Raw genomic sequence first — 23,791 nt, 5'->3', positions numbered from 1 at the left:
CCGACGACGGCGGTGTCCTGTCCTGCGCCATGCTCACCGGGAGTGCGGCGCATGACACTGTTCTGCGCCATGCTCACCGGGAGCGCGGCGCATAACAGTGCGGAGAATCTAGTCCAGGAGGTGCTCGCGGCCAAACATGGCAGCGGTGGCCCGGGCCGTGGGCGTTCCCGCGTCAAGGTCGGCGCCGGCGGCTACGAGAAGGGCGACGACGGTGTCCTCACCCTTGAAAAGTGCTCCGGCGATGGGTGACTGGCCCCGGGCATTGCAGAGGTCCGGGCTGGCGCCGCGGTCCAAAAGCAGGGCCACCGTCGCCGCCTGTCCCCGGTAGGCGGCGAGCATTAGCAGCGTATTGCTGTCGGCATCCTGGATGTCCACGGCGAGCCCATGATCAAGGAACTCCGCGAGCTCGTTCGTCTTGCCGTCACGAGCCAGATCCATGGCAAGGGCGATGACCTGGGCGCTCTGGTCGTCGTTGAGTGATGGGTTTGAAGTCATCTTTCCACAGTAGGCGATGGGTCACCGATTTTCCTCTGCCCATCCCGTGGCAGCGGAAAATCCAATCCACCGTGGGCAACGAAATCGGCTACCTGCGCGGTACCCTGGCCGTGCCGGCGGGCGAAGATGTGAAAGGTTGCCGGGGTGGGCGATTCCCACACGTCGCGGACCCACACAGTGACGCCCTGGAAAGCCGGACGCGAGTGGCTTGCCAGGGCTTGCATCGTGGCGGCCAGGTCAACCAGGGCTGCCGGGTCCATGCGGTCCAGAGAGCCGACGCGGGAGCGAACAATCGCGGTCCAATGCCCGCCGCGGAAAGGTTCGCCCGCAGTGGGCCATGCCGGTTCAATGTGAAAGGGGCGGTCCTCCCAGCCGGTTGGTTCCCACGAGCGGTCCTGGCCTGGCGCGGGATCCCCGGGACGTGGCTGCGCAGGATCGGGCGGTAGTGCCGGTGCGGGGTCGGTGTCAGCAACTTTACCGCCGTTCCACGCTCGAAGCCGGGCGTCGAGGCCGCCGGCGCACCCTGCGGCCACTCGCAGGTGGGCGGGAAGGCGGAGCACGGACGACGCCGTCGTGCTTCCCGGGAAAAAGAAGAAGGCGTGCAGGGTGGGGGTCGAGGTCTCGGCGAGCGGTTCGCCGACGGCGTCGCCTACGGGCTGCCAGTTCAAGGCGATGTACAGGTGTGCCGCGGTGGCTCCGGCGAGCTCGGCCAGGGCAAGGCGCAGATGTCCGTAGCAGCGCAGCAGGTCGGCGGCGGAGGCGGGGCCAAACTCGATGGCCGGGTCGTTGAGGCGGAGCACAAAGTGGCCCTCGGTCAAAGGGAATTTGGCACGCCGAGCACTCCAAAAGGTCGAGGCGAACAACTGCTCACGCACAGCTGACACAGGATCCTCCATTTCCGGCACGCTCCGCCAGCATAGCTGATGGAGCGGTACCGGTGGCCGTAGGCCGGGAACAACGGCCGGTACTGGTGCGTTAGGGGTGTACAGGGTACTAGCGAACGGAGCAGTCATGCACCACCACTTCAACGGGCTTAAGACTGCGGCGCTTTTTGGCGTGTTGTGGGCCGTCTTGCTGGGCATTGGTGCCATTATTTCCGCAGGGACCAACAGCGCGGCACCGTTATGGATTTTCTCGCTCATTGGTGTGGGCACCACGGCCTATGGCTACTGGAACAGCGACAAGATCGCCATCAGGTCCATGCAGGCCTATCCGGTCACCGAGGCGCAGGCGCCGGGAATTTTCCAGATTGTGCGTGAACTCTCGGTGAAGGCAAACCAGCCCATGCCGGCCATCTACATTTCCCCAACCCAGGCACCCAACGCCTTTGCCACTGGCCGCAATCCGAAGCATGCGGCGGTTTGCTGCACGGAGGGGATCTTGAACATCCTGGATGAGCGCGAGCTGCGGGGTGTGCTGGGGCATGAGCTCATGCACGTTTACAACAGGGACATCCTCACTTCCTCTGTTGCGGCTGCCGTGGCTGGTGTCATCACCTCCGTGGCACAGATGATGCTGTTCTTTGGTGGCGGCGACCGCAGGAATGCAAACCCGATAGCGATGATTGCCATGGCCATCCTTGCCCCGATGGCGGCCTCCATGATCCAGCTGGCCATCAGCCGTACGCGCGAGTACGACGCCGATGAGGACGGCGCCAAGCTCACCGACGACCCGCTTGCGTTAGCCTCGGCACTGCGCAAGCTCGAAGTTGGCGTTCAGCGGGCACCGTTGCCGCAGGAGCAGAACCTGGTCAATGCCAGCCACATGATGATCGCTAACCCGTTCGCCAACGGCGGGGCGAAGAACTTGTTCGCGACGCACCCGCCCATGAGCGAGCGGATCGCCCGGCTGGAAAAGATGGCCGGTCGTCCGCTGGGGCATTGATTTTTCCCAGCCTCCAGTGGTGAGAGTACCTCCACCCCGGCCCAGCTCTTGGAGCCTTTCGTGGCCCGTGGTCGGGTGCACTCTGAAACATCATCGCAATCGTCCCCGTCCGGGGCGGGTCAAGCCTGCGGCGACCTCCATGGCGGATTTGTAAGCACGCCGGCAGGGGAATGGTACAGAATGGGGGGTATGCGATTGATCTTGATTCGGCACGGGCAGACACCCAACAATATCTTGAACCTTCTGGACACGGCGGTTCCCGGCCCCGGACTGACCTCACTCGGTGAGAAACAAGCGGCCGCGGTCCCTGCCGCTCTGCGCGATGAACAGATCGGCGCGCTCTACGTTTCCACGTTGACGCGGACTGCCATAACGGCGCAGCCACTTGCCCGAGAGCTGGGCCTGACACCGACCGTGCGCGATGGCCTGCGGGAAATCAGTGCCGGATCGCTGGAGATGAAGGGTGACCTGGAGTCGGTCATGGCATATATGACAACTATGAAGGCGTGGCTGAGGGGCGATCTGGCTGCGCGCATGCCCGGTGCCGAATCCGGGATTGACGTCTTGGACCGTTTCGACGCGGTGGTCCAGGAAGCCGCAGCGCACCAACCCGACGGCGCCGTGGTCATGGTCAGCCACGGGGCGATGATCAGGTTCTGGGCAGGGCACCGCTCCGGAAATATTGACTGGAGCGACCCCACCTATCACGAGCTCTCCAACACCGGCATTGTGGTCCTAGAGGGTGAACCGGGGGCTGGTGCTGCGCGCGGCGGCTGGCACATTGAGTCCTGGCACGGGACGCCGGCCGGGGGACTGGGTGGAACAGATTTTGACGGTCCGACGGCGGAGCTCGCCGCGAGTGCATTCCATGCCGACCATGACGAAGGCTAAGGCAGGTGTGCCCACCGGTCCGATGCGCACCGGTGGGCACACCTTGGAGTCCCTCGTGGCCCAGACGCCCTTCAGCACCGTCAACCTTTGGCGGATGAAGAAGCTCAGCTGGGTGTGGCTGGTCACCGCGGCGGTCTGTATTGCCTTGCTGGCGGTCGGTGCGCCACTGAACATGAGCCTGTATCAAATGGCGTTGCCCTTTGGCTTGGGCATGGCGATCTTGCATTCCGCATCGCTGGGACTGACCGCCGCCAGACCGGTAGCTGGCGTCCTGATTTCCCTGATTCCTCTGATGGTCTTGCCGCTGGTGTCGGTCCCCTTTGGGGCTGCACCCATGCCGTTCAGCGTTGTAGCCATGGTGACCCAGGTCTTGGTGATTTGCGTGGCAGGGTTGCGCAGCCATTGGATGGTGGCGGCCGCCGCGTGGCTCATGAGCGTGGGCGTCGGGGTCATTGCCAACTATCTGACCATGCCCGAGGGCCAGTCCCCGGGTGCCCAGATCAACGTTGTCATCTTCGCCTCGGTGTCTGGTGGGCTCATGGTGGCCGCCGTTGTGGCCCAGCAGTGGCAGCATCTGCGCACCGAGTTGGCTGCTGAGAGAACTCTCAGCGCCGATGAGCAGTCCCGGCGCCGGCTGGCCGAGGAACGGACCCGGATTGCCCGCGAGCTCCACGATGTGGTGGCCCATGGCATGTCAGTGGTGGTGGTTCAGGCAACTACCGCGGCCTACAGACATGCGGGGATCAGCGATGAGCTCAAACAGGAATTTGATGACATTGCAGCAAATTCGCGGCGGGCCATGACAGAGATGCGCAGCATGCTCGGTTCCCTCCGCAGCGCCGGTGACGGGCGGGAGATGGGACCGCAACCTGGGTTTGGTGACCTGCCCGGGCTGCTCGCCTCCGCCCGCACGGCCGGTGTCCACGTCCCGGAACCAGACCTTTCCGGCGTCGAGCTGGACAGTGTGGGGGAGATCATCGCCTTGACCGCGTACAGAATTGTCCAGGAGGCCCTCAGCAATGTGATTCGGCATGCGCCAGGGGCTGAGGTGGCCATTACTTTCAACGGCAACAGGGAGCGACTGGAGCTCTCTGTTGTGAACACGCCGTCGGCCATTGGGGCCGTCATGGCACAGCTTGACCGCGGCTCCCACGTGGGGCAAGGGTTGATAGGGATGCGCGAGCGGGCAGCCATTGTGGGTGGTTCAGTCTTTTGCACTCCGACGCCGGATGGCGGGTTCTCCGTGGTGGCTATCTTGCCGCTGGTCAGCGCCAACAAAACTAAACCTGGAAAGTCAAAGATGTGAGCATTCGAGTCTTAGTGGTTGACGATCAGGCCATGGTCCGTCAAGGGTTTGCGGCGTTGCTGGGGGCGCAAGCGGACATTGACATTGTGGGGCAGGCCGAAGACGGCGCCCGGGCAGTGGAAATGGCTGCCCAGCACCGCCCTGACGTTGTGCTCATGGATGTCCGCATGCCGGTAATGGACGGATTGGAGGCCGCCAGAATCATCCTGGCGGACACACCCGAGGGCGGCGAATCCACACCCCATGTGCTGATGCTGACAACCTTTGACGTAGACGACTACGTCTACGACGCCCTGAAGATTGGGGCCAGCGGGTTTCTGCTCAAGGATGCGCTCGCCGACGAGTTGGTGGCCGCCGTTCGCATCGTCGCCGCCGGTGAGGCTTTGCTGGCCCCGTCGGTGACCAAACGGCTCATTGAACAATTTGCCCAGTCCGGGCCCCGGCCTGCCCGCTGCCGCGAAAAGCTCGAGGGGTTGACCGAGCGCGAGCGAGAGGTGATGACCCTAGTGGGGAGGGGCTTGTCCAACCATGAGATCGCTGCAGAACTGTTCATAGCTGAACAAACTGTCAAGACCCACGTCAGCAAGATCCTAGCCAAGCTGGGGCTGCGGGACAGGGTGCAGATGGTGGTGCTGGCCTACGACACCGGGCTGGTTCAACCCGGTGGATAGGCTCCACCTGGTCGCCTATTCTACTGGCGGCTGGCACAGCTTGAACATGCCTCTGTAGGGTCGCTTAGCCCAGCAATCCGGTCGAAAAGGGAATCCTCGGCCGGGTTCACGGTGGTGGCACCCAAGGTCAGTGCCGTCGCGATGGTGGCGTCGGCGTCGTCCATCTGGAAGTACACCAGCCAATTCGAGGGAACCTGATCGGGCAGGTACACGGATGCATCCATGATGCCAGCCAAGGCTTCACGCCCTTCGCCGAGGGTGGTGTACCGGAATTCGGGCGTGTCGCTCATGACCGAAGTATTCCAGCCAAACACGTCTTGGTAGAACTTCACGGCGCCGCCGCTTGGGTCACCAGGTCAATCCAGCAAGGTGCCCCGGCTGGGATTTCCGTTGTGCTCGTGCTCACTCCTGGGTTGGGGGAAGTGTGGAACACTGCAGAGTTTATGCGCCGCACATAGGCCCGACGAGGACAAAAAGGCGCTTAGCGGCTGGGAGTTCACCCAGTGTTAGCGGGGAAGAACTCTCAACGGCAAGCGCCTCTTTTAGCAGTCGTTAGCGCATGTTGACGAACTGCAGGTCGGCATCCTCGAACTTGCGCAGCAGCGCCATGACTTCCTGGAGGTCGTCGCGGCTCTTGGAGCTTACGCGCAGTTCGTCTCCCTGGATGGTGGACTTAACACCCTTGGGGCCTTCCTCGCGAATCAGTTTGTTGATCTTCTTGGCGATGTCCTGGGCGATGCCCTCGACGATCTCCGCCTCGAGACGGTATTCCTTACCGGAAGCGTACGGCTCGCCGGCGTCCAGGGACTTCAAGGAGATGCCACGCTTGATCAGCTTGGACTCGAACACGTCCATGACAGCCATAACACGCTCTTCGGAGTTGGCCTTGATCAGGATCTTCTCTCCGCTGAAATCGATCTCAGCGCCCACGCCCTTGAAGTCGTAGCGCTGGATTACTTCCTTCTGGGCCTGGTGCAGCGCATTGGCGACCTCTTGCTTGTCGACCTTGCTGACGACGTCGAACGTTGACTCGCTAGCCATGATTCCTCCACTTACTTGGAAATTTGAACGTTTGCTTTGAATCTAAGCCTAGTGCCCGAGGGACCCAAAGCGAGAGAAGCGAGTTTTGGGTCCCTCGTTGCTAGTTCCGCTCACAGTTTGCTCCAAGTCTTCATGGGGCAAGTGCACATGTGGGTCGGCGACTGTTGAGGCAGTTGAGACCACCGCTTTAATGGAGGACCGATGAACACTGATGAAGGTATCGCAAGTGCGCAGGTGAGAGTCGCAGCAAAGGCTCGTCCGGGCGTAAAGGCAACCGTAACAACGGCGGTTGCGACGGCGGCGCTGGTGGCGGCAGCCGTTCTCGCAGGGCCCGTGGTCAGCCCCGACCCGGCGTCGATCTTGGCTTCGCCGACCAATTCGGCATCGTCGAGGATCGCCGGCATTCAGGAGGACATGGCCCGGGCCGTAGCCTTGAAACAGGTCACCCCGGAGCAGGCGGTGTTCCTGGAAGATCAGTTGGTCAAACGGATCCAATCTCAGGCGTAGGGCCGGGTTGTCTGCGCCGCAAGATCGTGTTGTGAGCACATCGTGGGGTAAAAAAACTCTCGATTCGATTCTTGGGCAAATACCTTGTACAGTTTTACTGCTCCCACTTGATGGGGGCGAAACCAAACTCCCTTGTGGAGCTTGGTGGCCATGGCAGATTACCCGAGCGGCCAAAGGGGGCTGACTGTAAATCAGCTGGCAACGCCTTCACTGGTTCGAATCCAGTATCTGCCACCAGGGAAAAGCCCGGAACCACAAGGTTCCGGGCTTTTCAGGTTAACCGCCACTCCCTCGCTGAAGTAGCCCGTGCCCGCCGAGACCAGCCCGGCGCTGGGTAGAGTTTCGGCGCTGACCTGCTACCTCGGCAACTCCGCGGACGCAGGGGACCATAAGGGCTTCCCTTATGGCCAGGGCGGGCCGCTTCTTGTTGTGGGGATCGCCCTGGGCCGCAAGTCCATCCCAACGGGCACGGTTTATTGGCAAACGATTAATTCCGGGCAGCCAGAATGCGGCGGGGGCCTTAAGGTTAGGGTATGGAATACCTTGTCCCGATGCTTATTGTCGTGCTCGTTGTCATTGTCGTGACCTTCGTCGCTTGGCTGATGGGCCGAAAGACCCGCCGAAGTCAGAATGCGGCCAGCTCGGAGCCTGCCGGGGGCAACGCCAAACGCCATGGGCGCGAAATCACCAGAGAGATGGCGCAGGAGGCGAGTGCCAAACTGACGCCGGAGACCCATCAAAGCGTCTATTCGTTGATCGCCCGCCAGCAGGTCCTGAACGCAGTCAAGGCCTACCGCAGTGCCACCGGCACCAGCCTGGGGGAGTCGGCCGCGGCGGTAGCTGCGTTGGCTCAATTTCCCCAGCCGTCGCCGGCGCCTGCCGTCTCGTCGGCAACGGAAAGCCCTTTGACTGTTGCCGACATTGTTGCAGCAGCTCCGGTGCCCGCGGTGGCGCCAGCCCCCCATGCGTACAGATACCGGGCCATAGTTTCCCAGGGCGAGGAAGTCCGGGAAGTTGCCAGCACACGCCTAAATGAGGAGATTTTTGGGCAGGTCCGCGCCCTAGCCCAAAGCGGAGACTACGACGGCGCGGCACGCCTTTTGCGCGATCATGCGGACATTGGGGAAGAGGAAGCGAAGGAATTTGTCTCCATGATCGAACCCTATAGCTAGGAACAATCAGTGGCCGGGCAGGGTGTTTTCGAGCATAAAACCATCCTGGTGGTGGATGAGTTGACGGCCCATGCCGGCGTCGAGCTGAATCCACAGGCATTGGCGGTCATTCGTGAGTGTCTCCACGGTTCCCCGGAGGCGCCAGCCGCGCTCGTTGATCAGGGACACCGGCTGGTCGGGGGCCAACTGTGGCCACAACTGCACGTCGACGGGGTGAACAAACGCATGATGATGGGTGGGGCGGGTCATGATTCCTCCTGGGATGCCGTTGTAGACCAAAGCGTCAATCTGAACCAACTGTGTGGTTAGTCAACTCGGCCAGTATGCGTGAAAGAAGTGAAATTGCCGTGAACTGGGTGTGTACCTTTACCCGGTTTTGGATGACAGCTGTGGCGCAGTAGTGCTGAAGACCAGTGAGTCAAGCCAGGCTCCTCGAATGAGCCGGTCATTTTTCAGATGCCCCGTTTGAGCCATGCCAAGCTTGCGCAGGACGCCTGCTGAGGCCACATTCTCCGGCCGGCAGGTGGCCGTGATCTGGTCAAGGGCCAGCTCTGAAAAGCCGAAGTCGAGCAGGGCCTTGGCTGCTTCGGTGGCGTATCCCAGCTCCCAGTGGGTGGGATTGACCGTGTAGCCGATCTCCGCCTTGGCTCCGTGGTGCACTGTGAGCCCCACAGACCCTATGACGACGCCGGCCAGGGTGATGGCCAGGGTGTGCCCCGTTCGCGGCACCGCCTGGGCGCTCGTGTCGCAGTAGTTCAGAAAATCCAGCGTGTCCTGCTCCGTATTGGGGCCCCAGTCTACGAAGAGCACCGTTCGGGGGTCGGTGGCGAAGGCGTGGACTGCATCAAAATCCGCAGCCGAATATTCGCGCAGAACCAGTCGCGCAGTGGTCAATTCCATGTGCCTATGCCAGTTCGAAATTGACACTCAGAAGCCTAAATTGTTAGACTACCTAACTATGAGAGAAGATCTTCAGGACCTAGCCGGCCGCTACCGCCACATCTTGCGCCAAGCAGTGTTTTTGGTGCGGTCCATGGATGCCGAAGGTGAACTGAGCATTGGGCAGCTGAGCACCTTGAACATGATCTCCAGTAACCCCATGAGGGTCAGCGACATCGCCCGCAACGCAGGCATTCGGGTCCCCAGTGCCACGGAGCAGATCATCAAACTCGAGGCCGCCGGCCTGGTGCAGCGCATCTCCGACTCCTCCGACGCCCGCGTGGTGCTGGTCAAGCTCACCGCTGTCGGAAGAGTCAAGCTCACAGAGTCCAACGGGCGCCGGAACGCCGCTATGGCTACGGCGCTTGAGACGCTCAGCCCCGCCGAACGATCATCCATTGCCAACGCCATTCCGGCCATTGCAAAGCTCAATGCAGCCCTGACACAACAGTCCTCCACCGACTGAGCGCGACGGCACGCTGGGACAAAAGTCGCGCACCAGCGTCGAGGGTCGACGCAAGTGAAACCACAAGCAGTTCTGAGGAGAAACCGTGCAGGCCAATTCCACAACGGGGGCAACCCAAACCCGTGAGGGTACCCTCCACTCCGAGAAGCAATCGATGCTCAAACAACCCAAGGCCGTCTGGGCGGTGGCGTTTGCCGCTGTCTTCGCGTTCATGGGCATTGGGCTGGTGGACCCGATCCTGCCGGCGATCGCCAAGAACCTCGAAGCCACCCCGAGCGAAGTCTCTTTGCTGTTCACCAGCTATTTCCTGGTGACAGCCATCGCCATGCTGGTCACCGGCTTTGTCTCCTCCCGGATTGGTGGCAAGAAGACGCTGCTCATCGGTCTGGGCATCATTGTGGTGTTCTCCGCACTGTCGGGAATGTCCAACACGGTGGATGCGCTGGTGGGTTTCCGGGCCGGCTGGGGCCTGGGCAACGCCTTGTTTGTGGCTACCTCCCTAGCAGTCATGGTGGGTGTCGCCTCCGGCGGCGCAGCCACAGCCATTATCTTGTATGAGGCGGCACTGGGGCTGGGCCTCTCGCTGGGCCCGCTGATGGGCGCCCTGCTGGGCGGCTGGCAGTGGCGAGCGCCGTTCTTTGGTACGGCAACGGCCATGGCCATCGCCTTTGTCCTGGTGATGATCCTGCTGCCGAAGGCTTCCGTACCTGCCGCCAAGACACGGTTGCGTGACCCGCTGCTGGCCCTGGGCCACAAGGGCCTGCGCACCACGGCCGGAAGCGCGCTGTTCTACAACTACGGCTTCTTCACCATCCTGGCCTTCGTGCCGTTTATCCTGGGCTTCGATGCCTACGGTATTGGTGCCGTCTTCTTCGGCTGGGGTGTTGCTGTGGCGGTGTTCTCAGTATTTGTGGCACCTGTGGTGCAGCGCCGCTTCGGCCCCACCCGGGCTTTGATGGGTTCATTGCTGGTCCTCATGCTGATCCTGGTGGGCCTGGCCCTGGCCGCCGGCAACTCCGTTGCCCTGATCGTGATTCTGACCGTCACCTCCGGCGCTCTGCTGGGCATCAACAACACCTTGTTCACCGAAATGGCCATGTCGGTCTCGGATTCACCACGGCCGGTGGCCAGTGCCGGCTACAACTTCGTTCGCTGGATGGGCGGGGCGCTGGCGCCGTTCATGGCCACCCGGATCGCAGAGTACTTCAACGCCTCTATCACCTTCTATGTTGCAGCGGCTGCCGTGCTCATCAGTGCCGCGGTGATCTTTGGCGGCCGCCGTTTCCTCAGCGCCCATGAACCGGACGCAGACTAAAACCAGCCCCCGGCCCTCAAGCGGTCAGCGAAATTTTCCCTACTCCGAAGCCTCATCGCGTACGGTTAACGCATGGCTACAGTTGATATCACTACTGAAACGTTTGGCACCACCATCGAGAATAACGACATCGTGTTCGTTGACTTCTGGGCGTCTTGGTGCCAGCCTTGTGTGCGCTTTGCGCCCACCTATGAGGCTGCCTCCGAGAAGCATGACGCCGTCGTGTTCGCCAAGGTGGATACCGAGGCGCAGCAGCAGCTGGCCGCCGAGGCGAACATCACCTCCATCCCCACGCTGATGGCGTTTCGCGAGAAGGTCTTGGTTTTCGCCCAGCCGGGGGCGTTAAGCGGGACTGATCTGGAGAAGGTCATCACCGCCGTCAAGGAACTGGACATGGCCGAAGTGCACGCCGCCGTTGCCAAAAAGGCTGAGGAGCAGGCAGCAGAGTAGGCGCCCACCACGCAAAACTGCCGCTTTCCCGCATACCCGTTGTTGTCCAACGGCAGGTATACGGGAAAGCGGCAGTTATGCGTTAAAGGCGCTCCAGCTTGACCGGTTCGGCCAGCAGCGCGCTGAGGGATTCATTGAGGTCCTGGACCGCGATCCCCTTGCCGTGCTTGTCGAGGTCTTGCTGGGAGGCCCACTGCTCGGTCAGCACGATCCTTTCCTCGGATTCCTCCGTGATTTCGTACTGGATGCAACCCGTTTCCTCCACAACTTGCTCAATGGCAATGTCAAGGGCGAGCTTGACTCGGAAGAATTCGCCGTCGTTGGGGATGAAAGTTACCTGTAGGTTGATGATCTCGCTCATGGAACCAGCCTAGGCGATCCGGGCTCGCCGCAAGAACTAGTGCCTGCGGTGGTCCTGAATGCTCATCCGCGGGCCGAACGACGGCTTGCGGAAGCCGCTGAGGTACAGCATCCGCACCACCCTTTGCCGGTGTCCGCGCCACGGCTCCAGAAGTTCCAACATGCCTGCGTCATCCACGGCCTTTCCCGCCAACGCCCAGCCAACGTAAGCCGCAAGGTGGTAGTCACCCACCGCCACCTGGTCGGCGTCACCGTGCGTGCGTTGGGTGACTTCTGCCGCCGTCCAGGGCCCTATGCCCGGGATGAGCTGGATGTTCGTGGCGGCTTCCTCGGCTGGCAACCGTGCCAGCCGTTCCAGGCCCGACGCCGATCGCAGCATTCGCAGGACGGTGGCAGAGCGCTGTGGCCCGACCCCGGCCTTGTGCCAGTCCCAGGACGGAATGGCGGCCCACTGCCCCGGGGTCGGGGCCACGAGCAGGTCGTTTGGAATATCCGGGTGAAGCCCGGCGCCCGGCGCCGGATTGCCGAACTTGCGCAGCAGTGTCACATAGCCGCGGTGGGCTTCAAGCGAGGTGATTTTTTGTTCCAGAATGGCTGGCACCAGCGCGTCAACCATGCGCCCGGTGGAGGGTAGGCGCAGTGCCAGGTTCCGGCGTCGGGCACTAGTTGCCAGCCGGGGGAGGGTGGCGGCGAACTCGGGGGAGTCGAAGTGTGACCAGTCATCGTGGGCACCCAGCAGGGACGGTGCGGCTTCAAGCGCCAGCTCGGCGCCCGGCCCCCACGAGCGGATTCGCACCTCCGGACCGTTCTGGGTGATGCCCAGCGTGGCGGGACCGGCTGGTGTGTGGAAGGCCAACCAGGCAGTGTTCGGGGCCAGACGGACGGTCCTGTCCGCGGGCCCGCGCCCGAGGATGCCCAAGGTTTGGTTCAGATTGTAGGGGCCACCCGCATGCCAGGCAGCGGCGGGCCCGGGAACTGCGCAGATGCTCATGCATCCATGGTGGCACGTGGGGCTGACAACTTTCTGGTTGCCCCTATGGCAGAGGTGATCCGGTGGGCTGGGAACCCGGCCAGCCGGCGTCGTACAGGGAACTACCCAGGCAGCCCAGCCGAAAGCCAGAGTGCCAGCACGGACAGTGGCACCAACACCACCGCAAGCGCCAGGCCAGCCAGGACATAGCCTCGCCAGGAAATATTGAAGCCCATCGACTTCATGCGGCTGTGCCACAACAGTGTGGCGAGCGACGCCCACGGCGTGACCAGCGGTCCAAGGTTCACCCCCAGCAACAAGGCGGCCATCCGAACAGGGGAGTCGGCCACAGGTTCCAACGCCAAATAGGCGGGCAAATTGTTGACGCCATTGGCACTGAGGGCACCCAGGCCCGCCAGCTGGAGCAGGCTCAGGAAGTCCTCGCCCGTGCCGGAGATGCGGGTCAGAGCCGTGCCCAACCCGTGGTCGTGCAAGGCGGCGACCAGTAAAAACAGCCCCATGGTCAGCAGCAACGGCTGGATGGGCAACATGGCCCAGCGGATGGCCGAGCGCTGGCGAACCACGAACACCACCAGCAAAAACACCGCGGCAATGCTCGCCGGAATCCACACAGCAACGCCGGAGACCAAGGCTGGCAACAGCAGCGCAACCGTGCCGGCACTGAGCAGCAACAGCCGCTTGTCCGCCACCGGCGGCAGCGCTGGTTCCCGGTACCGCCCCCGCAGGTCCTTGCGGTAGATCAGGAACAAAAAGGCGACCGGCACCAAGACACCTACCAGGGCTGGCGCCCACAGCAGTTGGGCGAACCCCAGCGGGCTGAGCCCCAATTGGCGCTGCGCCAGCAGGTTGGTCAGGTTCGAGACCGGCAACAGCAGCGACGCCGTGTTGGCCAGCCACACAGTGGTCAAGGCGAACGGCAGGGGGTGGATGCGGGCGTGCCGAGCCAGTGACACCACCACGGGGGTGACCAGCACGGCGGTGGTGTCAAGTGAGAGGAACACCGTGCTGACCGTGGCCAGGACAACCACCAGCAGCCACAGGAAAACGATTCGGCCACGCGGGGGCGCATTGATGGTGGAGCGTGTGCCCAACCGTGCCAGCCGCGCCGTGATGAAGTGGAACAGCCCAGCGTTGTCTGCCAGTTCCGTCACCACGGTCATAGCCAGGACAAACAGCAGGATCGGCACCGTGCGGGCAGCCAGTTCCAGCGCCGACTCCGGAGTTAGCAGGCCGGTGGCGAGCAGCGCCAGCCCCGCCAGGAACAGCGTGGCTGGAAAGCCTGCGGCCACCAGCCTCCTCATGCCTGTAGGGCCGTGCCGGCCACCTTTTGAGCCGTCTGCACCAAGATTTCCCGGCAAGCCAGGATGGCCGGGCGTCGGCGGCTTGCCCGTCGCACCGATGTGAACACGGTGCGCCGGGGGAGGCCGGGCAAATCGATCAGTGTCAGTGCCGGGGGCCGGCCCGTCCACATCAGGTCAGGCATCAGTCCGACGGCGTTGCCGGACTCAATGAGCCTGACCTGGGCCTGGAGGTCGGCCGTTTCAAAACGCACATCAGGCTCAAATCCCGCCTGCCGGCAGGCCTGCTCCGCCCAGTGCCGGGACGCCGCACCCCGCGGCTCCATGACCCAGGGCAGTTCCGCGGTGTCCTCAATGTGGGCGACGGGAGCCGGACGCAGCCTGGCCACGCCGCCGCTGACGCCCAGCGCGGGCACGGCCAGCCTGATGGCGTCGGTGGTGAGAATGATCCGGTCCAATTCCGGGTGAAGGGGTGCGGCGTGGCCCGGGTACTGCTCGGCCACCACCAGGTCAAAGTCCCTGGCCCACGTTTCATAGAGAGCTGTTTCGGGCTCGCGCTGGACCATCTCCAGGCGTACGTCCGGGTATGTCTGTGCCATGGCCGTGAGCATATCCGGGAGTAGTGCCAGGGCGGCCGACTGGAACACGGCCAGTTTCACCGTCCCGGTCACGGTGGTCAGCGAGGCGGACAGATCGGCCTCGGCCCGTTCAAGGGTCTCCAGCACCACAGCGGTGTGGGCCACCAGGATCTCTGCTTGCGGCGTCAACTGCACACGCCGGCCCACCTTGCGCAACAGCTTCACGCCGGCTTCCTTCTCCAACAGGGCCAGTTGCTGAGACACGGCAGAGGGGCTGTATTGCAGTGCCGCGGCCACGTCCGCCAAGGTGCCGCGAATGTGTAGTTCCCGCAGCAAGCGCAGCCGTTTGACGTCCAACATGAGCGCCTCCTGATTGCTTAGTAAAACTGATCAATATTCATCATAAAACATCGCTTTTCCTTATTGAATAATAGTCTCATACTGGTGATTAGGACAGCTTTGCACCAGCCGCCTTGGCGCCAGTAGAAAAGAACGCACACCAACCATGACAAGCACCATTCCAGCGGCTACCGCAGCCAACATTCCGGCTCCCGGCAACGACCTTGCGCAGGAGACAATCGCCTTGGTCCGGCGCTGGCTCACCGAGGCCGCCACGTTCCCCGCGGACGTCTCCGCCCAGCGCCTGGCCGGGGTTTTGAAGGACCCCAACGGGCTGGACTTCACCGTGGGCTTTGTTGACGGCGTGGTCCGTCCCGAAGACCTGGCCGTGGCCGCCCGCAACCTGGCCCTCCTAGCGCCCAAGGTGCCGGCGTTCCTGCCGTGGTACATGCGCGGCGCCGTGCGCGTCGGCGGCGTCATGGCCCCGGCCATGCCACAGATTGTCATCCCGATCGCCCGCAGGGTGCTGCGTGAGATGGTGGGCCACCTGATCGTGGACGCCACCGACGCCAAGCTGGGCCCGGCCATCGCCAAGATCCGCCAGGACGGGGTCGATCTGAACATCAACCTCCTAGGTGAAGCCGTGCTGGGCGACCAGGAAGCCGCCCGCCGCCTCGAGGGAACCCTGAAGTTGCTGGCCAGGGACGACGTCGACTACGTCTCCATCAAGGAGTCCTCCACCGTGGCCCCCCATTCGCCGTGGGCCTTCGACGACGCTGTCGAGCACGTTGTGGACAAGCTCACCCCGCTGTACACGCTGGCCAGCTCTTTCCCCAAGGCAAAGTTCATCAACCTGGACATGGAGGAGTACAAGGACCTCACCATGACCATCGCCGTGTTCAAGCGCATCCTGGACAAGCCCGAGTTCAAGAACCTCGAGGCCGGGATCGTGTTGCAGGCGTACCTGCCGGACACCCTCGCCGCCATGATCGACCTCCAGGAGTGGGCTGCGGCAAGAAGGGCCGACGGCGGCGCGCCCGTCAAGGTCCGCATCGTCAAGGGCGCCAACCTGCCCATGGAACAGGTGCAGGCCTCCGTCAACGGCTGGCCGCTGGCCACATGGGGCACCAAGCTGGACTCTGACGTCAACTACAAGCGCATCGTGAACTACGCGCTGACCCCCGAGCACATCAACAACGTCCACATAGGCGTGGCCGGACACAACCTTTTCGACGTCGCTCACGCCTGGCTGCTGGCCAAGCAGCGCGGCATCGACACCACCTCCGGACAGCTGGAATTTGAGATGCTGCTGGGCATGGCCACCGGCCAGGCCGAGGCCGTGCGCAAGGACGTCGGCAAGCTGTTGCTGTACACGCCCGTGGTTCACCCGGGCGAGTTCGACGTCGCCATCGCCTACCTGATCCGCCGGCTGGAAGAGGGCGCCAGCCCGGACAACTTCATGTCCGCCGTCTTTGAACTCTCCGAGAACGAGGCCCTGTTCCAGCGCGAGCAGAACCGCTTTCTGGCATCTCTGGAGGGAGTGGATTCCACGGTGCCGCCCACCAACCGGGTCCAGGACCGCCACCAGCCCGCCGTTGGTGCACCCGTGGATTACTTCGCCAACACCCCCGACACCGATCCGTCACTGGTGGCCAATCAATCCTGGGGCCGCGACATCCTGGCGCGCATCCCCGGCTCCGTGCTGGCCAACGATATCGTCAACTCCACCCGAGTCCGCGAGCTGACCGAGCTGAACCGCATTGTTGACACCGCCGTTGCCTCCGCCAAGGAGTGGGGCGCCCTGGGCGGTGCCGGGCGCGCGGCCATCTTGCACCGTGCCGGTGATGTTATGGAAAGCCGCCGGGCCGCGTTCATGGAGGTCATGGCGTCCGAGACCGGCAAGACCTTGGACCAGTCCGACCCCGAAATTAGCGAAGCCATCGACTTTGCCCACTACTATGCCGAGCGTGCCAAGGACCTGGAAACGGTCGACGGCGCAACGTTCGTCCCGGCACACCTCACCGTCGTGACCCCGCCGTGGAACTTCCCGGTGGCCATCCCCGCCGGTTCCACCCTTTCGGCGCTGGCCGCCGGCTCCGCCGTCATCATCAAGCCGGCCACCCAGGCCCGGCGCAGCGGCTCACTCATGGTGCAGGCACTGTGGGACGCCGGTGTTCCGCGCGATGTCCTGGCCCTGGTACAGCTCGAAGAGCGGGAGCTGGGCCGCGCACTCGTGTCCCACCCCGCCGTGGACCGCGTCATCCTGACCGGCGGCTACGAAACCGCCGAACTGTTCCGCAGCTTCCGCAACGACCTGCCATTGTTGGCCGAGACGTCCGGCAAGAACGCCATCATCGTGACCCCCAGCGCCGACCTTGACTTGGCCGCGCGCGACGTGGTCCAGTCCGCCTTTGGCCATGCCGGGCAGAAGTGCTCCGCCGCGTCCCTGGTCATTATGGTGGGATCCGTGGCGAAGTCCGCCCGCTTCCGCAACCAGCTGATCGACGCCGTCTCCAGTCTGAGCGTCGGATACCCGGAAACGGCAACCACCCAGATGGGCCCGGTCATAGAACCGGCCGCCGGCAAGCTCCTGACGGCCCTTACCACCCTGGAACCTGGCGAAAGTTGGGCCATCGAGCCCAGGCAGCTCGACGCAAGCGGCTGCCTCTGGTCCCCGGGCGTGCGCACCGGCGTGGCCGCCGGCTCGAACGTCCACCTGACCGAGTTCTTCGGCCCCATTCTGGGGATTATGACGGCAGAGACGCTCGAGGAGGCCATCGCCATGGTCAACGCGATCGACTACGGATTAACATCGGGCCTGCATTCTCTGGACTCCGCGGAGATCGGCCTCTGGCTGGATACCGTCCAGGCCGGAAACCTTTACGTCAACCGCGGCATCACCGGCGCCATCGTCCAGCGCCAGCCGTTCGGCGGCTGGAAGAAATCGGCGGTGGGAGCCGGTACCAAGGCCGGTGGACCCAACTACCTGATGGGGCTGGGCTCGTGGCTTCCGGCCGAGTCCGCAGAAACTGCACCCCTGGGCAAGACGGCCGCCAAGCTACTCAATGCGGCAGCTGAACTCTCCTCATCGGATCAGGCGTTCCTGAGCCGTTCGTTGCACAGCGACGCCGCCGCCTGGGCGGACGAGTTTGGCGTGGCCAAGGACGTTTCGGCATTGACGGCCGAGCGTAACGTGTTCCGCTACCTGCCGTTGAACCCGCTGGTGCGCCTGGCCGACGGCGAACCCGTTGCCAAGCTGGTCCGCGTCCTCGCGGCAGGCATCACAGCTGGCGCCACCCCGGTAGTCTCTTGCGGCGTTGTGCTTCCCAACGCAGTGCAGGCACTGTTGGTGGGCCTGGGCATCACCGTCACGGTGGAGAACGACGCCGACTGGCTGGCCACCGCCCGCCGCTTCGGTGCCGGACGCATCCGTTTGATCGGCGCGGACGCCGCCGCCGTGTACGAGGCCACCGGCGGACGCCCCGACTTGGCCATCTATCATGGTGAAGTCACCGAGGCCGGCCGTGTGGAAATGCTGCCGTTCCTGCATGAGCAGGCCGTCAGCATCACCGCGCACCGCTTCGGCACCCCGAACCACCTCTCGGATGCCCTGATCTAATCCCCACCCGCTCCCCAACCTCGTTCCTCGGCCGGGCCCCTCGCGGGTGTGGGCCTTAATCGAGATCCGCGTCCGCTCCACCTTTCCGCCCCCGGTCTAGGGGGTCTGAGGACGGGGGTGGGCGCGTTTTTCGTTTCGGGACCGGTTCGGCTCCCAACCGACTTCGCGCACCCGAAACCCATTGTTACGCTGTGGCGCTAGATGAAGACTGGGGCCTCAGGCATTCTTTTTCTGTCCTTTAGGCCGGGGGTAGCGCCCCAAAGGGAGATTTCCTGTCCTATAAGCCAAGATCTATTTGGATCGGTAGCCCGTTTGGCCGATAAGCGATGGTAATATGGTTTTAAAAGCTATCTATAATTGTGCGCAGTTCGTCTCGCCGCGCAAGGCTTTACGCCAAGAAAACTATTAGGGGGAGACCAAGGACTCTGACTACTTCCTGACCGACGACGACGGGACTGGACTGGCCGACATTTTGGTCAGACTGGTCTCAGGCGTTTGCAATAGCCAAATGGCCATCCAGAAGCAGATTCAGGACATCAACGGAAAATTGGTAGAGGATTCGGCGCTGTCCAACGGCTGGAACTTCCAGAACACGATCTCCGCGGGATCCACTATCGGCGCCACGGCCACCACCGCCGTTGATAAGGATGGCAAGAATGGTTTCACTACTACGCCAATCGAGATCCCGTTCGGCTCAACGCCAACCGTGACGATCAAGGAAACGCTCTAGCCTAACTTTGTGCCGGTTTCGGCGCAGTGCAAGGTTGACAAGAAAGATGTTCCCACCGTATTCGACACGATCACCGGGGCGGCGTTCTTCACAGCTGGCTCGAACGTTCCCATGAGCTGTTTGTTCACCAACAAGCAACTTCCCATCCCGGCCCAAGTAGTGGTCACCAAGAAATGGGCGATCAACGGTGGACCAGCGGTGGCCGACGGATCCCAGCCCGGCGGCTACACAGCGAAGCTTGAACTTTCCAAACATAGTGCGCCAGTCTTTGGCACCATCTATGACGGCTATGCAGCGGGAAACACCGTGAATGTCAATGAATCGGTTGTGGTACCCGCAGGGTGTGTCAACGTACCCTCCGGGGATATCGGCAACCACGTTCTCGCCGCAGGTCTAAATTCTTATGCCCTTACTAACACGGTTAACTGTGCGCCCACCTTGCAGTTGAAGAAGACTGTCAGTGGTGCGGCGACGGCGAACACCAATTGGGTTTTGAGTGGTACCGGAACCGGATCAGCAACTGTCACCAACCCGGCCGGCGGTGATATGGCCCCCAAGTTGGCCGTTAGCGCGGGCGTGGAGTACTCGCTGAGCGAAGCGGTCAAGGCCGGATTCGCCAACGCAGCGGAATTCAAGGCCAGTGACTGGTCATGTGTCACTGACTCAGGAACCATCACGCTCACCAAGGGCGCGGCCGGCACGGCCACCCTGGCCGGCTTGAAAGCAGGCCAAAACGTGGTCTGTACCATCAACAATGCTCATACCGATCAGGGCGTAGGCGTTACCAAGACAGTCACGGGCAACGCTCAGAACGCCGATGGCACCTAGACCACTACCTATGACGTCAAGGTCATCAACAAAAGCGCAGTCGTTTCAGGTACCTATGATCTGTCGGATACGTTGAAGTTTGGTGCTGGTATTACGGTCAACTCGGCGTCCTGGGCTGGTCCTGCTGGTGCTATGGGTTCCTGGGCTGAGCCGATGAAGACCCCGAAGACGGTGCTGGCTACCGGTGCCGTGATCGGTGCCGGTGTGACGGATACGTACACGGTGAGTGTGAACGCGGCTGTGGGTCAGTCGGCGTGGGATGGCAAGACCACGGTCTGTAGCCCGGATAAGACCAGTAATGGTGGGTTCTTGAACGCGGCCACCTTGACTGTTGGTGGCGATACGACGACGGTGGCAGATTGTGCGCCGCCGGAGACGTTGACCTTTGATAAGTCGATGTCCGGGGATCCTGTGTGGGATGCCGCGACGGGCCGCTGGGTTGTGACATATGCGGTGACGGTGACGAACAGTAGTGCCAAGGCACAGTTCTACAACCTGGCCGATGCCACGAATTATGCTTCCGGGATCACGGTGGTCTCCAGTAGTGCCACGAAGAACGTCCACCCTGATCCCAGGGTGGACGTTGGCCCAGCCGTTGGCGACGGGTGCTGCCATTGCTGCCGGTACGCCCGCGGCGCCGGTGCAGGATGTTTCCCTGGTTTCGGTGATTGCCGATGTTTCGGCGATCACCAAGGATTCCGCGTTGGTGTGTGCCGGTTCCGGGAAGCAGGCTGCCGATGGCACCTGGGGGATCACGTACACGGTGACCGTGAAGAACACGGGCACCGTGGGTGGTGTGTACGACCTGGATGACACCTTGCGTTTCGGTGCCGGGTTCGGCGTTGGCGTCGGGGCGGCCATTGGCTGCCGGTGCGAGCGTGGCCTACACGGTCACGGTCAGTGGTGTCAGTGTGCCCAAGGGTGCAATGGATACTGCGGCCGGAAAGTGCCCGGCTGATGTGAAGAACCTCGGTGCGTTCAACAACGCCGCGGGTCTGACCGTCAAGGGTGAGAAGACGGAGGTCCCAGCGTGTGAGCCTCCGACCACACCCAAAATTGTGAAGACCGCCATCAGCGCCATTCCGAACGTGTTGGTTCCCAACGAATGGAAGGTTTCCTACAAGTTGACGGTGGATAACACCGCCAACACGACCACCAATTTCTACACCCTGGTGGACCAGCCGAAGTTCACCACCGGCACGAGCATTCTCAGTGCCAGCGTTGATGGCGCTCTGGCAACACTCACGGCGGGTAAGGTCACCGTAGTGGGAACCCCCGCCGAGATTGCCGGTGATACCACGCACGAGTACACCGTGGTGTTCACGGTGAAGATTGCTGCCGAGGCAACAACGCTGGCAAAGTGCGCCGTAACCGACGGGGGCCTGAACAACCAGGCCGTCCTGACCGTTGGCCAAGACACGAAGACGTCCGAGGCCTGCCTTGATCCGCAGGACGTTCTTCCGACACATACCAAGACAGTCGTCTCCACCATACAAAAGACCGACGGTACGTGGGATGTTGTGTACGAGGTCAAGGTTGTTCAGCCGGCCAAGGGAGATTTCAACCCGGGCGGGGCAAGCGCCAATTACGATCTGACTGACACCTTGAAGTTTGGTGCTGGCATTACGGTCAACTCGGCCTCATGGGCCGGTCCTGCCGGTGCTAAGGGTTCCTGGGCTGATCCGATGAAGGATGCCAAGGCTGTCATGGCAACGAAGGCCGTGATCGCTGCCGGTGTCACCGACACGTACACGGTGAGCGTGAACGCGAACCTGACCCAGAAGGCCGTTGACTCGGGAAGCATGACATGCAACCCGGACCAATCAACACCGGGCGGGTTCCTGAACGCTGCAGTCCTCACGGTTGCAGGGAAGGACCTCACTGCTGTGGCATGTTCGGAACCGGCCATACCCGTGGTCGGAAAGAAACTGCTGTCCTCCAACCGCAACGCAGATGGCACCTGGAACGTCACGTTCCTGCTCGAAGCCAAGAACCCGTCGGCAACCACCGCGGCACAGTTTGTCTTGACGGACACAACGCCGGGGCTCTCAGCTGGTGTTCAGGCCAAAGGTGATTGGACTGCCGTTGCCGTAGGTGCCGGAACCCCGGTGCCCACAACGGCGTCGTGGGCACCGGGTACAACGGCCCCTGTGGAGAAGTGCCACGGGGTCGATGGGACATCGATCTTGAACAAGGGTGAGGTGACGTCCGGTGAATTCACCAGCTCTGCACAGGACTGCGGACTGGTTGATGCCTACGGCATGGGCATCGTGAAGACACACCAGCCCATCGCGGGCGACGCCGTCGAATCTGGAAAGGGGCAATTGATCAATTTCCGATTGCTGGTCACCAACCATGGCAAGTACGACACCCGCGAAGTGCTGGTCAAGGACCCCATGCCGGAGGGACTGAGCATCAATGCTGACTCCCTGCAGCCCACCAAGGACTGGGACTTCACAGGCACCACCGCCACAGTGTTGCACGCCAAGTACATTGGCAACGAGGGCGTGTTTGCCGCCGGGATGGAATCAGTCATCACCCTGGCAACCACCGTGGGAGAGCTGCCCCGGACCGGTGCGGGCAATACCTACCCGGATATTGTAAACACGGCCTGTGTCACCCATAACAAGCCGGACGATCGTGCGGAGAACGACTGCTCTACCGATAAGGTGCCCGTCACGACACCGACACCGAAGCTCCCCAACACCGGTATGAACTCCGGTGCGCTGATGGGAATGGGTGGGATCTTGGCTCTCTTGGGAGGACTACTGATCTTCTCGGCCTACAAGCGCCGGAAGGAACAGGACGAACTCGCGAGGAACTAGCGACTAGGAACTGAAACAACTCCGAAGGGAGGTGGTGGCCAATGGGCCGGCACCTCCCTTCGCGTCTGTGCCCGGCAAGGAGCGCAGCCGGGCCAGGATCCCCGGGATTTATTCCTGATTCAATCGAACCATGTTGCCTGAGGGATCCCGAAACGCGCAATCTCGCGGACCCCACGGCTGGGCGATCGGCTCCTGGAGCACCTCCGCGCCTGCGGCCACTGCTTTCTTGTAGGCGGCGTCGAGGTTGTCCGTGGTGAACACGAGCATGGGGAGCACGCCCTTGGCGAGAAGTTCCGCCAGGGCGTCGCCGTCGGATTGGGAACGGCCGGCGTGCGGGACCGAAAGGACGATGCAATGGCCGTCTGAGGCGTTGGTGCCCATGGTCACCCAGCGGAATTCGCCGGAGGAGACGTCCTGGACCACGTTCAGTCCCAGGGCGTCCCGGTAGAAGGCAAGGGATTCGTCGGTGTCGTTGACAGTTACCTGTGTGTATTTCAATGAAATGGTCATGGTGGCAACGTTAGCCCCCTCATTCCGGGGCTGCTTCTCGAATCCTGCTCGGCTCTTCCCCTACCGGTGCTAGGGTGTGCCGTGGGCGGCGGGATTGCGTTGGGGCCGGGTCGCGAACCGGGCGAAACAAGCCGGCATGGCCTCAATGGCCTCATGTGCCCGCCCCCTGTACGCGCTGGGTGTTTCACCCATAAGTTCGGTAAACCGCGAACTGAAGGAACCAAGGGAGGTGGCCCCCACAGCCATGCACGCCTCCGTCACCGAGGTGCCCTCGCGGAGCAGCGCCGCGGCCCGCTCAATGCGCCGGGTCATGAGGTAGCCGTAGGGGGTTTCCCCGAAGGCGGCAAGGAATTTGCGGGAAAAGTGCGCCGGAGACATTAGTGCCTTTTGAGCCATGGTGGGGACGTCCAAGGGACTGGCGAAGTCCGCGTCGATCATGTCCCGGGCCCGGCGCAGGTACACAAGATTGGATAATTCCTCCGGGGTCATTGCTTGAGGCTACCAGCTTGTCAATCTGCGGTTACGGTTGCTGCTGGGAGGCGGGACGTAATGAGCGTTGGTCATGCTCCCGGCGAG

The 23,791-nt window shown here is 62.6% G+C and carries 27 protein-coding genes and 1 tRNA gene; 15 read left to right on the top strand and 13 right to left on the bottom strand.

The window, feature by feature from the left end:
• Positions 1-108: 108 nt before the first annotated feature.
• Positions 109-495, bottom strand: coding sequence for an ankyrin repeat domain-containing protein (locus AOC05_RS13395; RefSeq protein WP_062007650.1), 387 nt, complete (start codon positions 493-495; stop codon positions 109-111).
• Positions 492-1,379 (bottom strand): hypothetical protein, encoded by an 888-nt coding sequence (locus AOC05_RS13390; protein ID WP_062007649.1) that lies wholly within the window; start codon positions 1,377-1,379, stop codon positions 492-494. Before AOC05_RS13390 ends, AOC05_RS13395 begins: the two co-directional genes overlap by 4 nt.
• 127 nt (positions 1,380-1,506) lie before the next feature.
• Between AOC05_RS13390 and htpX the strand changes: the two genes are divergently transcribed.
• From htpX to AOC05_RS13370, 4 genes are all read left to right on the top strand, one after another.
• Positions 1,507-2,379, top strand: coding sequence for a zinc metalloprotease HtpX (htpX, locus tag AOC05_RS13385; RefSeq protein ID WP_062007648.1), 873 nt, complete (start codon positions 1,507-1,509; stop codon positions 2,377-2,379).
• A gap of 189 nt (positions 2,380-2,568) precedes the next feature.
• Complete coding sequence (locus AOC05_RS13380) at positions 2,569-3,270, top strand: histidine phosphatase family protein (RefSeq protein ID WP_062007647.1); 702 nt, start codon at positions 2,569-2,571, stop codon at positions 3,268-3,270.
• Complete coding sequence (locus AOC05_RS13375; RefSeq protein WP_186760362.1) at positions 3,257-4,576, top strand: sensor histidine kinase; 1,320 nt, start codon at positions 3,257-3,259, stop codon at positions 4,574-4,576. Before AOC05_RS13380 ends, AOC05_RS13375 begins: the two co-directional genes overlap by 14 nt.
• Entirely contained in the window at positions 4,573-5,247 is a 675-nt protein-coding gene (locus tag AOC05_RS13370) for a response regulator (protein ID WP_062007645.1), read from the top strand. The genes AOC05_RS13375 and AOC05_RS13370 overlap by 4 nt, the downstream gene beginning before the upstream one ends.
• Before the next feature lie 20 nt (positions 5,248-5,267).
• Here the strand turns inward: AOC05_RS13370 and AOC05_RS13365 are convergent, their stop codons facing one another.
• Together AOC05_RS13365 and AOC05_RS13360 are read right to left on the bottom strand one after the other, a co-directional pair.
• On the bottom strand, positions 5,268-5,579 hold the full coding sequence (locus tag AOC05_RS13365) for a VOC family protein (protein WP_062007644.1): 312 nt from the start codon (positions 5,577-5,579) through the stop codon (positions 5,268-5,270).
• A gap of 220 nt (positions 5,580-5,799) precedes the next feature.
• Positions 5,800-6,288, bottom strand: a complete 489-nt coding sequence (locus AOC05_RS13360) for a YajQ family cyclic di-GMP-binding protein (RefSeq protein WP_062007643.1) — start codon at positions 6,286-6,288, stop codon at positions 5,800-5,802.
• A gap of 201 nt (positions 6,289-6,489) precedes the next feature.
• Between AOC05_RS13360 and AOC05_RS13355 the strand changes: the two genes are divergently transcribed.
• From AOC05_RS13355 to AOC05_RS13345, 3 genes are all read left to right on the top strand, one after another.
• Entirely contained in the window at positions 6,490-6,795 is a 306-nt protein-coding gene (locus tag AOC05_RS13355; RefSeq protein WP_062007642.1) for a hypothetical protein, read from the top strand.
• A 152-nt stretch (positions 6,796-6,947) separates the two neighbouring features.
• Positions 6,948-7,032: transfer RNA gene (locus tag AOC05_RS13350), tRNA-Tyr, on the top strand.
• 296 nt (positions 7,033-7,328) lie between these two features.
• Positions 7,329-7,967, top strand: coding sequence for a hypothetical protein (locus AOC05_RS13345; RefSeq protein ID WP_154606087.1), 639 nt, complete (start codon positions 7,329-7,331; stop codon positions 7,965-7,967).
• A 6-nt stretch (positions 7,968-7,973) separates the two neighbouring features.
• On the opposite strand, the gene AOC05_RS19000 is transcribed toward AOC05_RS13345, so the two are convergent.
• Both AOC05_RS19000 and AOC05_RS13335 read right to left on the bottom strand, forming a co-directional pair.
• Positions 7,974-8,216, bottom strand: a complete 243-nt coding sequence (locus tag AOC05_RS19000; protein ID WP_082358191.1) for a hypothetical protein — start codon at positions 8,214-8,216, stop codon at positions 7,974-7,976.
• Positions 8,217-8,333: 117 nt separating this feature from the next.
• On the bottom strand, positions 8,334-8,867 hold the full coding sequence (locus AOC05_RS13335) for a GNAT family N-acetyltransferase (protein ID WP_062007639.1): 534 nt from the start codon (positions 8,865-8,867) through the stop codon (positions 8,334-8,336).
• A 58-nt stretch (positions 8,868-8,925) separates the two neighbouring features.
• Between AOC05_RS13335 and AOC05_RS13330 the strand changes: the two genes are divergently transcribed.
• The 3 genes from AOC05_RS13330 to AOC05_RS13320 all read left to right on the top strand — a co-directional run bounded on the left by AOC05_RS13330 (position 8,926) and on the right by AOC05_RS13320 (position 11,137).
• Positions 8,926-9,372, top strand: coding sequence for a MarR family winged helix-turn-helix transcriptional regulator (locus AOC05_RS13330; RefSeq protein ID WP_062007638.1), 447 nt, complete (start codon positions 8,926-8,928; stop codon positions 9,370-9,372).
• A 154-nt stretch (positions 9,373-9,526) separates the two neighbouring features.
• Positions 9,527-10,687, top strand: coding sequence for an MFS transporter (locus AOC05_RS13325; RefSeq protein WP_082358190.1), 1,161 nt, complete (start codon positions 9,527-9,529; stop codon positions 10,685-10,687).
• A gap of 72 nt (positions 10,688-10,759) precedes the next feature.
• Positions 10,760-11,137 carry a thioredoxin family protein gene (locus AOC05_RS13320; RefSeq protein ID WP_062007636.1) on the top strand — a complete coding sequence of 126 codons (378 nt, stop codon included), beginning with the start codon at positions 10,760-10,762 and terminating at the stop codon, positions 11,135-11,137.
• 82 nt (positions 11,138-11,219) lie between these two features.
• Here AOC05_RS13320 and AOC05_RS13315 read toward each other — a convergent pair whose 3' ends face one another.
• The 4 genes from AOC05_RS13315 to AOC05_RS13300 form a co-directional block, all read right to left on the bottom strand.
• On the bottom strand, positions 11,220-11,498 hold the full coding sequence (locus AOC05_RS13315; RefSeq protein ID WP_062007635.1) for a putative quinol monooxygenase: 279 nt from the start codon (positions 11,496-11,498) through the stop codon (positions 11,220-11,222).
• Positions 11,499-11,534: 36 nt separating this feature from the next.
• Positions 11,535-12,488 carry a DNA-3-methyladenine glycosylase family protein gene (locus tag AOC05_RS13310; RefSeq protein WP_062007634.1) on the bottom strand — a complete coding sequence of 318 codons (954 nt, stop codon included), beginning with the start codon at positions 12,486-12,488 and terminating at the stop codon, positions 11,535-11,537.
• A 101-nt stretch (positions 12,489-12,589) separates the two neighbouring features.
• Positions 12,590-13,789, bottom strand: a complete 1,200-nt coding sequence (locus AOC05_RS13305) for an SLC13 family permease (protein WP_062007633.1) — start codon at positions 13,787-13,789, stop codon at positions 12,590-12,592.
• Positions 13,786-14,724 (bottom strand): LysR substrate-binding domain-containing protein, encoded by a 939-nt coding sequence (locus AOC05_RS13300; RefSeq protein ID WP_062007632.1) that lies wholly within the window; start codon positions 14,722-14,724, stop codon positions 13,786-13,788. The genes AOC05_RS13305 and AOC05_RS13300 overlap by 4 nt, the downstream gene beginning before the upstream one ends.
• A 145-nt stretch (positions 14,725-14,869) precedes the next feature.
• On the opposite strand from AOC05_RS13300, the gene AOC05_RS13295 reads away from it, so the two are divergent.
• From AOC05_RS13295 to AOC05_RS13285, 3 genes are all read left to right on the top strand, one after another.
• Positions 14,870-18,322, top strand: coding sequence for a bifunctional proline dehydrogenase/L-glutamate gamma-semialdehyde dehydrogenase (locus AOC05_RS13295; RefSeq protein WP_062007631.1), 3,453 nt, complete (start codon positions 14,870-14,872; stop codon positions 18,320-18,322).
• Positions 18,323-18,830: 508 nt separating this feature from the next.
• A complete protein-coding gene (locus AOC05_RS13290) occupies positions 18,831-19,052 on the top strand; it encodes a hypothetical protein (RefSeq protein WP_062007630.1) in 222 nt (73 codons plus the stop codon).
• A gap of 9 nt (positions 19,053-19,061) precedes the next feature.
• Positions 19,062-19,880, top strand: a complete 819-nt coding sequence (locus tag AOC05_RS13285; protein ID WP_062007629.1) for a hypothetical protein — start codon at positions 19,062-19,064, stop codon at positions 19,878-19,880.
• A gap of 245 nt (positions 19,881-20,125) precedes the next feature.
• On the opposite strand, the gene AOC05_RS19500 is transcribed toward AOC05_RS13285, so the two are convergent.
• Entirely contained in the window at positions 20,126-20,359 is a 234-nt protein-coding gene (locus AOC05_RS19500) for a hypothetical protein (protein ID WP_154606072.1), read from the bottom strand.
• Positions 20,360-20,424: 65 nt separating this feature from the next.
• Between AOC05_RS19500 and AOC05_RS19825 the strand changes: the two genes are divergently transcribed.
• Both AOC05_RS19825 and AOC05_RS13275 read left to right on the top strand, forming a co-directional pair.
• Positions 20,425-20,838: a hypothetical protein gene (locus AOC05_RS19825; RefSeq protein WP_197277831.1), complete on the top strand. Its 414-nt coding sequence runs from the start codon at positions 20,425-20,427 to the stop codon at positions 20,836-20,838.
• Positions 20,807-22,705, top strand: coding sequence for an LPXTG cell wall anchor domain-containing protein (locus tag AOC05_RS13275; RefSeq protein ID WP_197277830.1), 1,899 nt, complete (start codon positions 20,807-20,809; stop codon positions 22,703-22,705). The genes AOC05_RS19825 and AOC05_RS13275 overlap by 32 nt, the downstream gene beginning before the upstream one ends.
• A gap of 108 nt (positions 22,706-22,813) precedes the next feature.
• On the opposite strand, the gene AOC05_RS13270 is transcribed toward AOC05_RS13275, so the two are convergent.
• The gene (locus AOC05_RS13270) at positions 22,814-23,215 is read right to left on the bottom strand and encodes a VOC family protein (RefSeq protein ID WP_062007626.1); all 402 of its coding nucleotides are present in this window, start codon (positions 23,213-23,215) and stop codon (positions 22,814-22,816) included.
• 69 nt (positions 23,216-23,284) lie between these two features.
• Positions 23,285-23,704 carry a helix-turn-helix transcriptional regulator gene (locus tag AOC05_RS13265; protein ID WP_062007625.1) on the bottom strand — a complete coding sequence of 140 codons (420 nt, stop codon included), beginning with the start codon at positions 23,702-23,704 and terminating at the stop codon, positions 23,285-23,287.
• Between the last annotated feature and the right edge of the window lie 87 nt (positions 23,705-23,791).

This window comes from Arthrobacter alpinus (genome assembly GCF_001294625.1).
Lineage (GTDB): Bacteria > Actinomycetota > Actinomycetes > Actinomycetales > Micrococcaceae > Specibacter > Specibacter alpinus_A.
The sequence above is the reverse complement of the archived record's forward strand: the minus strand, read 5'-3'. Positions and strand labels throughout refer to the sequence as shown.

Coding starts and splice junctions, on each gene's coding strand:
- AOC05_RS13395 (WP_062007650.1), bottom strand. CDS start 495: ATGACTTCAAACCCATCACTCAACGACGACCAGAGCGCCCAGGTCATC.
- htpX (WP_062007648.1), top strand. CDS start 1,507: ATGCACCACCACTTCAACGGGCTTAAGACTGCGGCGCTTTTTGGCGTG.
- AOC05_RS13380 (WP_062007647.1), top strand. CDS start 2,569: ATGCGATTGATCTTGATTCGGCACGGGCAGACACCCAACAATATCTTG.
- AOC05_RS13375 (WP_186760362.1), top strand. CDS start 3,257: ATGACGAAGGCTAAGGCAGGTGTGCCCACCGGTCCGATGCGCACCGGT.
- AOC05_RS13360 (WP_062007643.1), bottom strand. CDS start 6,288: ATGGCTAGCGAGTCAACGTTCGACGTCGTCAGCAAGGTCGACAAGCAA.
- AOC05_RS13355 (WP_062007642.1), top strand. CDS start 6,490: ATGAACACTGATGAAGGTATCGCAAGTGCGCAGGTGAGAGTCGCAGCA.
- AOC05_RS13345 (WP_154606087.1), top strand. CDS start 7,329: ATGGAATACCTTGTCCCGATGCTTATTGTCGTGCTCGTTGTCATTGTC.
- AOC05_RS19000 (WP_082358191.1), bottom strand. CDS start 8,216: ATGACCCGCCCCACCCATCATCATGCGTTTGTTCACCCCGTCGACGTG.
- AOC05_RS13335 (WP_062007639.1), bottom strand. CDS start 8,867: ATGGAATTGACCACTGCGCGACTGGTTCTGCGCGAATATTCGGCTGCG.
- AOC05_RS13330 (WP_062007638.1), top strand. CDS start 8,926: ATGAGAGAAGATCTTCAGGACCTAGCCGGCCGCTACCGCCACATCTTG.
- AOC05_RS13325 (WP_082358190.1), top strand. CDS start 9,527: ATGCTCAAACAACCCAAGGCCGTCTGGGCGGTGGCGTTTGCCGCTGTC.
- AOC05_RS13320 (WP_062007636.1), top strand. CDS start 10,760: ATGGCTACAGTTGATATCACTACTGAAACGTTTGGCACCACCATCGAG.
- AOC05_RS13315 (WP_062007635.1), bottom strand. CDS start 11,498: ATGAGCGAGATCATCAACCTACAGGTAACTTTCATCCCCAACGACGGC.
- AOC05_RS13310 (WP_062007634.1), bottom strand. CDS start 12,488: ATGAGCATCTGCGCAGTTCCCGGGCCCGCCGCTGCCTGGCATGCGGGT.
- AOC05_RS13305 (WP_062007633.1), bottom strand. CDS start 13,789: ATGAGGAGGCTGGTGGCCGCAGGCTTTCCAGCCACGCTGTTCCTGGCG.
- AOC05_RS13300 (WP_062007632.1), bottom strand. CDS start 14,724: ATGTTGGACGTCAAACGGCTGCGCTTGCTGCGGGAACTACACATTCGC.
- AOC05_RS13295 (WP_062007631.1), top strand. CDS start 14,870: ATGACAAGCACCATTCCAGCGGCTACCGCAGCCAACATTCCGGCTCCC.
- AOC05_RS13290 (WP_062007630.1), top strand. CDS start 18,831: ATGGCCATCCAGAAGCAGATTCAGGACATCAACGGAAAATTGGTAGAG.
- AOC05_RS13275 (WP_197277830.1), top strand. CDS start 20,807: ATGGATACTGCGGCCGGAAAGTGCCCGGCTGATGTGAAGAACCTCGGT.
- AOC05_RS13270 (WP_062007626.1), bottom strand. CDS start 23,215: ATGACCATTTCATTGAAATACACACAGGTAACTGTCAACGACACCGAC.
- AOC05_RS13265 (WP_062007625.1), bottom strand. CDS start 23,704: ATGACCCCGGAGGAATTATCCAATCTTGTGTACCTGCGCCGGGCCCGG.